11 protein-coding genes and 1 tRNA gene are annotated in these 12,846 nt (G+C 62.6%); 1 reads left to right on the top strand and 11 read right to left on the bottom strand.

The genetic code is table 11. The features are described from left to right. Positions 1 to 139 precede the first annotated feature (139 nt). From NY78_RS14565 to NY78_RS14580, 4 genes are all read right to left on the bottom strand, one after another. Positions 140 to 901, bottom strand: a complete 762-nt coding sequence (locus NY78_RS14565) for a zinc ribbon domain-containing protein (protein ID WP_043637478.1) — start codon at positions 899 to 901, stop codon at positions 140 to 142. A gap of 18 nt (positions 902 to 919) precedes the next feature. Next, positions 920 to 1,948, bottom strand: coding sequence for a Nif3-like dinuclear metal center hexameric protein (locus NY78_RS14570; protein ID WP_043637479.1), 1,029 nt, complete (start codon positions 1,946 to 1,948; stop codon positions 920 to 922). Positions 1,949 to 2,080: 132 nt separating this feature from the next. Beyond that, a tRNA-Ile gene (locus NY78_RS14575) sits at positions 2,081 to 2,156 on the bottom strand. A gap of 64 nt (positions 2,157 to 2,220) precedes the next feature. Continuing rightward, positions 2,221 to 3,126, bottom strand: coding sequence for an NAD(P)/FAD-dependent oxidoreductase (locus NY78_RS14580; RefSeq protein ID WP_043637480.1), 906 nt, complete (start codon positions 3,124 to 3,126; stop codon positions 2,221 to 2,223). A gap of 183 nt (positions 3,127 to 3,309) precedes the next feature. Between NY78_RS14580 and NY78_RS14585 the strand changes: the two genes are divergently transcribed. Beyond that, positions 3,310 to 6,072: a PAS domain S-box protein gene (locus NY78_RS14585; RefSeq protein ID WP_047960210.1), complete on the top strand. Its 2,763-nt coding sequence runs from the start codon at positions 3,310 to 3,312 to the stop codon at positions 6,070 to 6,072. A gap of 176 nt (positions 6,073 to 6,248) precedes the next feature. On the opposite strand, the gene NY78_RS14590 is transcribed toward NY78_RS14585, so the two are convergent. The 7 genes from NY78_RS14590 to cimA all read right to left on the bottom strand — a co-directional run bounded on the left by NY78_RS14590 (position 6,249) and on the right by cimA (position 12,729). Then, positions 6,249 to 7,268, bottom strand: a complete 1,020-nt coding sequence (locus tag NY78_RS14590; RefSeq protein ID WP_043637483.1) for a WD40 repeat domain-containing protein — start codon at positions 7,266 to 7,268, stop codon at positions 6,249 to 6,251. Then, complete coding sequence (locus NY78_RS14595) at positions 7,268 to 8,242, bottom strand: CobW family GTP-binding protein (RefSeq protein ID WP_043637485.1); 975 nt, start codon at positions 8,240 to 8,242, stop codon at positions 7,268 to 7,270. The genes NY78_RS14590 and NY78_RS14595 overlap by 1 nt, the downstream gene beginning before the upstream one ends. A gap of 105 nt (positions 8,243 to 8,347) precedes the next feature. Next, the gene (locus NY78_RS14600; protein WP_043637488.1) at positions 8,348 to 8,563 is read right to left on the bottom strand and encodes a hypothetical protein; all 216 of its coding nucleotides are present in this window, start codon (positions 8,561 to 8,563) and stop codon (positions 8,348 to 8,350) included. 239 nt (positions 8,564 to 8,802) lie between these two features. After that, positions 8,803 to 9,051, bottom strand: coding sequence for a hypothetical protein (locus NY78_RS14605; RefSeq protein WP_043637490.1), 249 nt, complete (start codon positions 9,049 to 9,051; stop codon positions 8,803 to 8,805). 328 nt (positions 9,052 to 9,379) lie between these two features. Next, the gene (locus NY78_RS14610; RefSeq protein ID WP_043637491.1) at positions 9,380 to 9,832 is read right to left on the bottom strand and encodes a universal stress protein; all 453 of its coding nucleotides are present in this window, start codon (positions 9,830 to 9,832) and stop codon (positions 9,380 to 9,382) included. 88 nt (positions 9,833 to 9,920) lie between these two features. Then, on the bottom strand, positions 9,921 to 10,991 hold the full coding sequence (locus tag NY78_RS14615) for an acyltransferase family protein (protein ID WP_043637494.1): 1,071 nt from the start codon (positions 10,989 to 10,991) through the stop codon (positions 9,921 to 9,923). 112 nt (positions 10,992 to 11,103) lie between these two features. Then, entirely contained in the window at positions 11,104 to 12,729 is a 1,626-nt protein-coding gene (cimA, locus tag NY78_RS14620; protein WP_043637496.1) for a citramalate synthase, read from the bottom strand. Positions 12,730 to 12,846: the final 117 nt, after the last annotated feature.

The following is a 12,846-nucleotide window of genomic DNA, read 5'->3' on the forward strand; positions in this document are numbered from 1 at the left end:
TGGAAAAAGAAGAGACCAGTGCGTTGCCGTGCCTTGGCGCTGGCCTTTACGGCGGGGAGGGCCTGGCTGGTCGTCCGGAAACGCGAAAAGCCGGCTTGTCGCCGGCTTTTCCAAAACGCGCAAGGAAGCGCAGGACAGGCTATTCGGCCGTAGCCTCGGCCCCGTCCTCGTTGGCCGTGGCCTCGGATTCGATGTGCTGGCTCCAATAGATCAGGCGCTGGCAGTTGGGGCAGCTTAAAATCTGGATGCCCTTTTGCAGCTCGATAAAAGCCTGGGGCGGAATGGCGATGTGGCAGCCCGAGCAGATGCCGGCGTTGACCGGCACGATGACCGGATTTTTGAGGCGTGACCGGATGAACTCGTAGCGCTGCAGGATGGGCTTGGGCACGGCCTGGCCGGCTTCGGAGCGGCGCAGTTTCAGTTCGCCCAGCCGGGCTTCGGCCTGCTTGAGGCGGTCGTCCAGGCTCTGGCGGGCGATGCTCAGTTCACTGTCGAGTTCCTTGGCCTGGCCGTCGATTTCGGCCAGCTCGCCGTTTTGGCGGGACAGTTCCTCAGACACCGTGATCTTTTCTTCCTCACGGCCCCGGTTCTGCTTTTCCAGATTGTCCATCTCGCGCATCATGGCGTGATATTCCTTCTGGTTGCCCACCTGCATCATCTTGCTTTTGCTCTTTTTGAGCCGCACGGAATCGCTTTCGATCTCCGAATCCAACCGCTTTTGCTGGTCGTTTAAATACTTGAGTTTGTCGCGAACGATTTCAGCGCTGTCCTCAATGTCCTGGCGACGCTTTTCAAGCTCGGTGATCTGCTGGGGAGCCCGCTTGAGTTCATCCTGCAACAGGACGATTTCGTCGTCGACTTTCTGCAGGACCACGAGCTGTTCAATCTGTTTCAAATACATGACTGTCTCTCCGAGTGGTTATTCGGTCCGGGGGGTGGCGGTCCCGTCCGGAAAATGCGCGGCGATGGGGTCGGCGCCTGCGAAAAAGCGGACTTCGGGTCCGTTTGGGCCAAACGCAGCCGCAAGATCGGCGGCAAAATGCCGCATCATGACTTCTTCCAGGGAAAAGTGTCCGACGTCAATGAGGCATCGGCCCGGCGGCACGGCCTGGGCCTGATGGTATTTGAGGTCGCCGGTGACGTAGACGTCGGCTCCGGCGGCAAAGGCCCGGGCGGCCATGTCCGCCCCGGAGCCGGGACAGTAGGCCAGGCGGGCGACGGTCGCCGGCAGTTGGCCGGCCAGGGTGAAAAAGGAACGGGGCAGCAGACTGGCCAGCCGGTCGAGAAAGGCGCTGCCGTCCGTCGGCTGGGGCAGATCGCCTACCAGGCCGTAGCCGTAGGTTTCAAAGGGTTCGGCCAGTTCCGTGACTGCAAGCAGCGTTGCGTCCGGAATGGCGGTCAAAAAGGCGGCGGCCACGGCGCGGCGGCTCCCGGCCGGGCAGACGACATCCAGGCCGTCGGGGCTCAGGCTTGCGGTCGTGACCCGGGGCAGGGCGGCCAGGGCCTCGTTTGCGATCCCGGCGCTTGCCGGTGCGCCGTAGCGCAGGGAGACAAAGGGCGTGCGTCCGGCCGGCTCCAGGATGCAGCGGTTCTCCAGGGCCAGGGCATCGGCCAGCCAGCCGGCCGGGCCGTCGGTAACCACATCCAGGGAGGTGTGGGCGCTGTAGAGGGTGGCTCCGTGCCCAAGGACCAGGGACAGGACGCGGTGGTAGTCATCGACGCGGTCGGGCAGCCGCGGGGTCAAGGCCAGGGGGTGGTGGGTCAGGACGACTTGCGCTCCCCAGGCCAGGGCGTCGGCGATGACGCCGGGCAGCGGATCGAGGGCCACGGCCAGCCGATCGCAGACGACACCCGTGCCGGCGATCTGGATGCCCGAGCGGTCCCAGGACGCAGCCCGGGCCGGGACGGCCACGGCTTCGATGCGCTCAATGAGGTCAGTTACGCGCATAGTCCAACAAAAAAGGCGCTTTTCGAGGCCTTGTGGGCATAAAAGCGCCTTTGCGGTATCTCCCGGGTCGCCGCTTTGGCGGATAAGGCTGTCTCGGGATGGGTGACGGGATAGATCATGAATCCTTCGTCGTGGTGGGCCTACCAGGATTCGAACCTGGGACCTGCCGGTTATGAGCCGGTGGCTCTACCAACTGAGCTATAGGCCCATGCCGCGTTGCGAACTCCAATTTATATGGCGTGCGGCATGGTCCTGTCAAGATGTGGCCGGCCTCAGGAACCGGCCTTGCCGGCGCGTTCCTTGATATGGGCAATGGCCGCCCGGCCGGCCTTGGCTCCTTCGCCCACGGCCACGCTGATCTGCATGAAATGCCCGACACAGTCGCCGGCGGCAAATACCCCGGGAACATTGGTCTTTTGTTCGTGGTCGGCCTCAATGAACGCACCAGAGGTGGCCACCCCGAGGGTCTTGGCAAAATCCAAAGCCGAGGCCTGTCCCATGGCCACAAAGAGGCCTTCGGCCTCAATTGTCGTGCCGTCTTCCAGTTCTGCCCCGGTCATGGCCGGTTCGCCAGCCAACCGGACGATCTTGGCCGTGGACACCGGAATGCCGGCTTCGGCCAGGCTGGCGGCAAATCGCGCATCCATGGCCGGTTCCTTGCCCTGGGTGTAAATGGTGACATTGGAGGTGAAATTGGTCAGCTCCAGGGCCTGATTGGCGGCGTAGTTGCCTTCGCCGACCACCACGACCTTGCGTCCCCGGAAAAAAAAGCCGTCGCAGCTCACGCAGTAAGACACGCCCTTGCCGTCGTAGTCAGCGATGTTGGCGATGCCCGGGCGTACGCGGTTGACGCCGGCGGCGATGACGATCGCTTCGGCGTCGTATTCGCCCTTGTCGGTGACGCAGTGAAACGAGCCGTCCTCGGCCATGTGCACGGCCAGCACCCGCTGGCAGACGATGGCCGTCCCGAAACGCTCGGCCTGGCGCAGACCCCGCTCGATAAGATCGCGTCCGGAAATGGTTTCCGGAAAGCCGAAATAGTTGTCGATGTCGTAATCGCCGGCGATCTTGGGCTCGCAGCCGGCCACGACCGTGTCCATGCCGGCCCTGGACGTGTAAATGGCTGCGGACAGGCCGGCCGGTCCGGAGCCGATGATCAGGCATTGGGTACGTTTCATATGTTTCTCCCTTGCCGCGCCGACCAGGTCTTCTTACAAGAGTTGGCGCAGGCTACGGCCAGCAGCCGACCGGTTTCCCGGGCGGCAGGCGGTCCGCCCCGCGTTGTCACGGCGGCAGACCTCAAGTACCATGCGCACTTGAGCCGGGATTGGCAAGACCCATGCGTTTCAAAGGAGGCTGGTATGGCCGAGTCGCAGCAAAGACCAGTTGCACTGACTCTGGATCAGGGGCAAAGCCTCTACGAGAAGGCTCCGGTGATGTTCCATTCCATCGACAAGGAGGGCCGGCTGCTGTCGGTCAATGCCTTGTGGCGTCGTGTGCTTGGCTACGAAGCACACGACGTCATCGGTCGTCACCTCGGCGAATTCATGACGGAAGCCTCCCGGGGCGAGCTCAATGAAACCTTGCCACTGTTTATCCGCGAGGGCCGGGTTACGGAGAAGGCTTACCAGATGGTGGCCGGCGATGGCCGCATCCTCGACGTGCTGCTTTCGGCCGTGGGCGAATACGATGCATCGGGTGCATTCATCCGGTCCCTGGCTGCCATCAAGGACATCACCGAGCGGCGGCGTACGGAACGCGCCTTGGCCAAAAGCGAGGAATTGTTCCGACTGGCCTTTGAAAACGCCAACGAGGGGATGACCATTGTTGGCATCGACGGACGTTTTCTCCGGGTCAACGAGGCGTTATGTCATTTCTTCGGGTACGATGAAGCCACATTGCTCGGGAAAACCGTCAACGATGTGGCCGCATCCGGCGCCGAGGCAGTCAGTCCTCGCCATATTTCACTGGCCTTGGCCGGGGTGCGGGAGCAGTTTCGCTTCGAAAAACGCTACCGGCATGCCTCTGGAAAGGAGATATGGGGCCGGGTGTCGTCCAAAATGGTGCGGGGGGAAGACGGAGAGCCGCTGTATTTCATTTCCCATGTGCTGGATGTGACTGCGGTGCAGCAAAGTGCCGAGCAGCTTACCCTGCACGCCAACACTTTGGAGGCGCTGCTGCTTCTTGGCCGGATGCGCGAGGCTGATCTCGAGGAACTCGGCCGTTTCATCTTGGCCCGGGGCGTGGAACTGACCGCCAGCAGCGGCGGCATGGCGGCCATGTCCAATTCCCAGACTGGTGATTTTGTCGTCCTGGCCGCCACTGCGCAGGCTTTGGAAGTCTTCGGTCTGCCGGAATCGACCCAACGCTTTACCGCAGCCGAGGCCCCGGCCCTGTTTCGGGCCGGTCAGGACGGACCGTTTCAGATCGGCGACGCCGCCATCCGGCAACTGGTCGTTCCCATGCGGGATGATCCGGCAACCGTGCTCCTGCTCGCGGTTATGGGGCGGGCCACCCCGTATGGCGATGACGATACGCGTCGCCTGACGCTGCTTGGCGAAGGGGTGCTTGGCCACGTCAAAGAACGCTGCCGGGAACTGGATCTGACCCGGGCCAGACAGCAGGCCGAGGCCGCCAGTCAGGCCAAAAGCGGTTTTCTGGCCAACATGAGCCATGAGATCCGCACGCCGCTCTCCGGCATCATCGGGTTGGCCCAGATGACCCTGACTCAAAATCCCAGGCCGGAACTCCGGGAGAACCTGGAGCTTATCCTGGACTCCTCCCGGTCTCTGCTCGGTATCGTCAACGATATTCTGGATTTTTCCAAGATCGAGGCCGGCAAGATGGAGTTTTTGCCGGTGGATTTCGATCCCCGCGACACCTTGGACCGGACCATGAAGCCGTTCCAGTTTTCGGCCCGGCAAAAGGGGCTGACCCTTGACGTACACATCGATCCCCAGGTGCCGGCCATGGTTCACGGCGACCCCGACCGCATCATGCAGGTGGTGCGCAACCTCGTCGGCAACGCGCTGAAGTTTACCGATCAAGGCGAAGTGGAGGTGTCCCTGGCCCTGGCCCGGCCGGGCGACCCGATGCTGGTGGCCTGCACCGTGCGCGACACCGGCATCGGCATCCCCGAGGACAGACATCATGAGCTGTTCCAGGTCTTTTCCCAGCTGGAATCCACCCGCACCAAACGGTTCGGCGGCACAGGCCTTGGGCTGGCCATCAGCCGGCGGTTGGTGGAAATGATGGGCGGGGGCATTGATGTCGAGAGCGTGCCGGGCCAGGGCAGTACGTTTTCTTTTACCGTGTCCCTGCGTCCGGCCAGCGAAACGCCGCAGGAAGTCGAGCGCCCACAGGGAATGTCCCAGGCCGGCGGCTTTGCCGGACTCAAAGTGCTTCTGGCCGAGGATAATCAGGTCAATCGGCTTTTCCTGAAACATTTTCTGTCCGAGGCCGGTTGTCAGGTCCGTCTGGCCGGGTCCGGCACCCAGGCTTTGGAGCAGTTGTGCCAGGAGCCAGCGGACCTGGTCCTTATGGACATTCAGATGCCGGAGATGGACGGGGCCGAAGCCACCCGGCGCATCCGCGCCGGCGAGGCCGGCGAGGCGGCCCGGGGGATGCCGGTGGTGGCGCTGACCGCCTACAGCATGAAGGGCGACCGGGAACGGTTCTTGTCCGTCGGCCTGGATGATTATGTGTCCAAACCGGTGGACGTGGATGAGCTCTTCATGGTCATGCGCCGGGTGCTCGACCGGCCGGGTGGGAATGAGCGGCCCATGCTGCCGGCTGCGCCGGCCATGGACATGGCCTACTACGAGGAGCGGGGAAAGACGGCCTTTGCCCGGGAAATCTGCCGGATGTTCCTGGAAGAAAGTCCGCAGGTGGTGGCGAGCCTGGAGCAGGCCGTGCGCGAGGAAAATTGGGAAGCCGCCGGCGACGCTGCCCACTCGTTGCTCGGCATGGCTGTGCCGCTTCGGGCCAGGGCGCTGACCGAAGGGGCGCGACGGCTTCAGGAAGCCGGCCTGAGCGGCGATGCAGACGGCTGCCGGGAAGCCTGCCGGCTCGTTTCAGATGAACTCGACCGGGTTCAGGCCGCCATCCGCGATCTGCTTGAGTAGCCCGCATCAGACGGCGCTTTGGGGCCGGTAGACCCCAAAGCGCCTGCCGCGGTCGTCCCGGTCCACAGCCCGCCGGATTGCCGACCAGCGCCAAAAGTCCCTCGAAAAACTTCTCCCACCAAGGGGGTCCGGGGGGGATTATCCCCCCCGGCCGCCGGAGGCACTCTTTTTTTCTACTAAGCCAGACGCATGAAAAACGCCGGACCGCCGTCGCTGCCGCCGGCCAGACGCCGGCCGTCGGGGGACCAGCTCAGGCAGGTGACCCGGTGGCTTTCCAGGGCGAATAACGGGGCCGCGCCCCGGCGGTCCACGCTACCCAGAAACACCACGCCGCCGTCAAAGCCGCCGGCCACCAGGGGCATGGCCGGGTGGGCGGCCACGGCCCCGAGCATCCCGTGCTCAAAGGCTCCGAAAACCACCGCTTCCCGGGCGGCCGGATCGACATCGGCCCCAACCGGCCAGCCCACAAAGGCCTGTTCGCCTCCGGTCCACAGCGTATTCCCGTCGTGGGCAAAGGACAGGCAGCGCACCTTGGCCGGATAGCCCTCCAGCAGATAGCCGGCCGATTGGGCCAGGTCGTAGACCCGCACGCTCTTGTCCTGGGTGGCCAGGGCCATCCGGTCGCCGTCCGGGGAGAACACTACCGTCAGGTTGGAGCCGGGTCCATCCAGGCGGTTGCCGGTCGCGCCAGGGCGCACCGGGGCGTAGACGGTCACGCCGTCGTAGTGGCTGGCGGCCAGGGCGCGGCCGTCGGAGCTGGCGGCCAGACCGGCGATGGTGCTTGGCAGTTCGGGCAGCTGGCTTGGCGTCAGGTCGTCGCCGGTAAAAAGGACAACGTGTTTGCCGACCGCAGCGGCGAGCACCCGGCCGGTGGCGCAGGCCGCCACATGTTCAACCCACTGGCCCGGAAAGGCGGCCAGCTCCCGCGCCCCGGTTTCCGGGGTGGTGAGCATCACCCGGCCGTCGTCGCCGCCGCTTAAAAAACCCAGGGGCGAGGCGGCCAGACACAGGGCCGCGCCGGTATGGGCGGCGACAAAATCGGTCTCGCCGGTGTCCGGGTCGAGCAGGGCAATGCGGCCGTCGCCCAGAGCATAGGCGACGGTCTCGCCGTCAGTGGCAAAGGTGCAACCGGCCACATAGGACCCAAAATCCGTCTTGAGCAGCCCGGAGAGTTCGGCGTCAGGGGTAAACGTCATTATTTTTCCTCCCGGGCCGCACAGCCGGCAAGCCCTTGTTTGAGCGCTTCGCGGTCGAGGTCGCGGCCGATGAACACAGCCCGACTCTGGCGCGTTTCGCCCGCAGCCCAGGGCGTGCCCCAGGCGGTTTCCAGAAACATGTGCACCCCGTGGAAAATAAACCGCTGCTTGGCGCCGGCCACAGCCATGATGCCCTTGGACCGATAGATATCCTGGCCTTTTGTTTGAAGGAGCGTGCTTAAAAACTCGCCCAGCTCCTCGGCGTCCAGGGGGGCGTCGCTAGTCAGGCTGACCGACTCGATGCCGTGTTCCTGGATGTGGTTGCTCGTGGCGGCCTCGGCCAGGACAGGCTGGCCGAAGAGGAGTTTGCCGAGGTCGAAGGCGTTGCGGTCAAGCAGCGTGGCAATGGGCACGTCGCAACGCACGGCCTCGACAATTTGCGCCGTGTCGTTCACGCGCCCCACGGTCTGGCGGATTTGCTCCAGTACTTCCGGGGCCACGAGGTCGGTCTTATTGAGGATGACCAGATCGGCGTAGACCACCTGTTCCAGGACCTGCCGGTTTTCGGCGGCGTGGCGAGTGAAATGCATGGCGTCGATGACGGCGGTCACGGAATCGAGACGGAAGGCCTCACGGGTATCCTCGTCCATGGCAAAGGTCTGCACGATGGAGGCGGGATCGGCCAGTCCGGTGGTTTCAAGCAGCACGGCGTCGTAGGCTCCCCGGCGTTTGGCCAGCCCGGAAAGCACGCGGATGAGGTCGCCGCGCACGGAGCAGCAGATACAGCCATTATTCATGAGATAGATCTCCTCGTCGGAGGAGACAACCAGATCGTTGTCGATGCCGATCTCGCCGAATTCGTTGACGATGACGACAAAACGACGGCCGTGGTTCTCGGTGAGCAGGCGGTTTAACAGCGTGGTCTTGCCGGCCCCGAGAAAGCCGGTGAGTACGGTGACGGGAATGGAAGCCATAAAAATCCCCCCGGGGTTGAACTACGGACCGGGGGGTATCACCAAACCGGGCAAAGGGCCAGTCGGGAAGGAACCGGATGGCACGGAAGTACCGGTCAAACCGGATCAGTTGCAACGCGTATCGCCATAGGCCAGTTCAAAATCGACCAGTTCGCGGCTCCGGGCTACGGCGCGGTCTTCGGTGTTGCCGGCCACGCCCAGGTGGGACACGAGACGCCCGCAACTATCGCGGATGTCGGCGGCAAAGGATGCGCAGTAATCGCCTCGCGGGGTCAGGTCGATCTGATAGCCCTTATAATTGTCATGCAGGAAGGTGTTCATGGTAACTCCTCCTGATTCTCTCCTCTTTATCTACAATGATATTAATAATCATTTTCATACACTTGGCAAGACGGTAGGATTTTGACGTGATTTCGTCCAAAAATGTAAAAAGAACGCCGCCCCGTGGAGAGACGGAGCGGCGTATGGTCCGCGACGGGAGAGGGGGGGGCCGGCGCGGGCCAAATATCAGCCGGGGCCGACCGGGCGGACGGTGCGCCCCCCGGCGTTTCGGTTGTCGCCTACTCGTCGACCTTGCCGATGGTGGTCACGCAGCAGATTTTATCCCACGAGTAGTAGGTGTTAAGCGTTTCTTCGCCTTGCTTGACGGTGATGCGCACGAATTCGTCGCCCAAAAACAGGGTGGCGCTTTCGTAGATCTTGCCGTCGTTGATCTGGATTTTCACACCTTTGCGCAGTTTGCGGGAAAGGGTCCCATGGACCGGCGAAGAGGCGTATTCGAAGACTTTTTCAAGTGTTTGCTTCTGCATGATTGGTAGCTCCTTTTGACAAATTTAGACAAATCTCTGCTCGGCTATCCCTTACCCCTTCTGGGTCAAAAATCAATGTCAAAAATGGAGCAGGGTAACTGCTTCGCGTGACTTTAAATTAAATAAATAAAATAGGATGTTGCGTTTATAAAGGCAGGGTGAGGCGAGTCGCTTTGGCGGAGGGAGGCCCGAACCTTGCCCAGGAAGAGTCGTCCGCTCGGGAGAAAAGAAATTATGACGAAAAGGGCAATGTCGGATGGGCGGGAAGGGCAAGGAAAAGACAACGCCGGTCCACCCTGGCGGCGGACCGGCGTTACGGCAGACGGGATCAGTCGGCCTTGATCTCGGGGCGCATGGACAGCACCGGTACCGCGGCGGTCTTGATAACCTTTTCGGCCACGGAGCCGAACAGAATCTTGTCGATGCCCTTGCGGCCGTGGGTACCCAGCACGATCATATCCGCGCTGACTTCCTCGGCAGCCCGGACGATCTCCTCGGCGGCATAGCCGGACACGACCCGGCCTTCGACCGGGACGCCCTTGAAGTATTCCTTCACAAAGGAATCCATGGTGTCCGACGCGCCGCTGACGATGCCGGACACGAAATCATCGATGTAGCTGGCCTGGACATGGAACTCGACATATTGGGTCAGGGACGGGGCCACATACAGGGCCACGACTTTGGCGCCAAGGGCCGCAGCCAGGGTCTTGGCGTATTCGGCCACCTTGGGGCTGACTTCCGAAAAATCCAGGGCGCACAAAATGGTCTTGATGGCAACCATGGCTTGCTCCTCGCGTGTTTCGGGTTACGGGCCGGATAACTCTAGCACGGCAGGATACAAAGCAAAAGATGCTTTTCGCGACATTATGCTAGCGGCTACGAAGCACGCGCCGCTGGCGGAAGCGTTCGATGGGATCGGCGACCACGTGGTTGAGCGCCACACTGACGGCAACAGTCGCGACCAGGGCGATGACCGGCAGATGGCTGCGGCCGCAGGCGTATTCAACCACCATGATGACCGTCCAGTGGGTGATGTAAATGGGATAGGACAGCTCGCCGATGGCCCGGTCAAAGGCCATTTTCTTGGTCAGCCGGAACAGGAAGGGAATGGACAGCACGGTTGCGGCATAAAGATAGAGTTCTTTGCCCATAAACCCGGGCAGGAACTGGTAGCCCACGATGGCGGCCAGATAGAGGCCGGCGACTTTCCAGAGGGTTGCCTGGGGAATGGCCACGGGTTTGAGGGCCGCGTAGAGCCGGTAGGCCAGGATGCCGAGCAGGAAAAAGCCGCATTCCACCGGAAAGAACCGCTGTTTCCAGGGGTCAAAGGGCAGATCGACCAGATAGACCAGGGCACGCAAGGCAAAGCTCGCCCCGGCCAGGACCAGGAGCAGCCCGGTGCTGCGGCGCGCCAGCCAGGGGGCCAGGGCATAAAACACCAATTCCAGGGACACGGTCCAGGCTTGGGGGATGAGCAGGAAAAACCAGGCGGGTGTTGCCCGGTACAGGGCATCGGTACTGAAAACCAGACTGCCGGCGTCGGTAATATGGCTGAAAAACAGCAGATCCTGGCCGAAGATCGTCAGGTTGGCAGCGGCGAGCAGGGCGGCCGTGCCGGGCGCGAGTTTGTCAAGCCAGGTCTGCCACGGCCCGAGGAGCAGGGCGGTGTGCAGGCCGAATTTGAAGACCAGGGAGATGCCCAGGGACAGAAACAACACCGCCCAATACAAGGGAAAGAGGCGCAGAAAGCGGTTTGAGAAAAAAAGCCGCGTCTGTCCCGGACCGTTGTATTTTTCAGTCAGGATCAGGGCCATGTAAAACCCAGATATAATAAAAAAAACTTTGATGGCCATATAGGCGTCGGTCATCACCAAGCCATAGAGCGGCCCGGTGTGGTTGATGACCACGGCGACGGCCAGGAGAAATCGCACCAGACCCATGCGGTATCGTTGCCTCTCGTTTATGCAGTTCTCCCGGTGAGGGGTCCGGGGGCTACTCTCCCCCCGGCCGCCGGAGGCACTCTTTCTGCCTTCTCTCTTTCTTCAACTCCACCTAGCGCGTCAGCGCTTTGGTGAGTTTGGCCTTGTCGTCGCAAAAAAGCTTGTAGTTGATGGCGTCTTCCAAGGCCTGGAAGCTGGCTTCGATAACGTTGTGGGACACGCCGACGGTCACCCAACGCCGGGCCGTGTCGCCGCACTCCACCAGAACGCGCACATGGGAAGCGGTGCCGCAGCCGCCCGGTTCGCAGTCGTCGCGCTTAAGGCCCGAGAGAACCCGGACCTTGAAGTCCAACAGCCGCATCTCGGCCAGTTTCGGATAAAAGCCGCGAAGGGCCTTGCGGATGGCCTTGTCCAGGGCGTTGATCGGACCCATGCCCGTGGCGGCGGTGTGTTTGACCCGGCCGCCCACCTTGAGCATCACCGTGGCTTCGGTCAGCGGTTCGGCCCGGTCGTAGACGTTGTCGTCAAGTATCCGGTAGCGCACCACGGTGAAGTAGCTGCGCGCCCGGCCAAGGACGCGGTTTAACAGCAGCTCGTAGGACGCTTCGGCCGCCGAGTACTCGTAGCCCATGGCCTCGCGTTCCTTGATGGTGGTCAAGAGCTCCAGCACGAAGGGATCGTTTTTATCCAGGTCGAAGCCAAATTCCCGGGCCTTGTAGAGGATGTTGCTCTGGCCCGACAGGTCGGACAACAGCACCCGGCGCACATTGCCGACGGTCTCCGGCGTCACATGTTCATAGGTGCGGGGATTTTTGACCACGGCCGAGACATGCACCCCGCCCTTGTGGGCAAAGGCGCTGTCGCCGACATAGGGCCGGTTGGACGGCGGGGCCTGGTTGACCATCTCGGAGACGAAATGGGCCGTCGGGGTCAAAAGCGCCAGCTTGCCCTCGGGCAGGCAGGCGATGCCAAGTTTGAGGGCCAGCGAAGGGATGATGGAGCACAGGTTGGCGTTGCCGCAGCGTTCGCCGTAGCCGTTTATGGTCCCCTGGACCTGGACGGCCCCAAGGGCCACGCCCTCAAGGGAATTGGCCACGGCCACGCCGGAGTCGTTGTGGGTGTGGACGCCGAAAGGAACCCCGGGCAGGGCTTCGACCACGCTGGAAACGATCTGGCGGAATTCGCTTGGCAGGGTGCCGCCGTTGGTGTCGCACAGGACCAGCACGCAGGCTCCGGCTTCGTGGGCCTTGCGCAAGACGGCCAGGGCGTAGTCGGGGTTGGCCTTGTAGCCGTCGAAAAAGTGTTCGGCGTCAAAAAACAGCTCTTTGACGTGGGGGCGCAGGTAGGCCAGGGAGTCGCCAACCAGCTCGAGGTTCCGCGGCAGGGTGGTGCCCAGGGCGTCGGTGACGTGGATGTCCCAGGACTTGCCGAAAATGGTGATGACCGGCACGGCCGCTTCGACCAGGGCCTTGAGGTTGGGGTCGGTGGCGGCGGTTGCCCGGTGGTTGTGGGTGCTGCCAAAGGCGGCAACGGCGGCATTTTTCAGGCTGTAATTCTGGATTTCCTGGAAAAATCGCTTGTCGGTCGGATTGGATCCGGGCCAGCCGCCTTCGATGTAGGCCACGCCCAGTTCATCGAGTTTGAGCGCGATGCGCAGCTTGTCCTCGGTGGTGAGGCTTATGTCCTCGGCCTGGGTGCCGTCACGAAGAGTGGTGTCATATATGGAAACGCGTCGCATAGTGTGTCGCTTGTGGGTGTCGGGGCGCGGTCGCCTGACGCGCCCCGGCTGTGTGCAGTGGCGGCCGTCCGGGGACAGATGGGTGTTCCCGAACGGCCCAGGGCGCGAAACAGGCGA

This window comes from Desulfovibrio sp. TomC, from assembly GCF_000801335.2.
Classification (GTDB): domain Bacteria; phylum Desulfobacterota; class Desulfovibrionia; order Desulfovibrionales; family Desulfovibrionaceae; genus Solidesulfovibrio.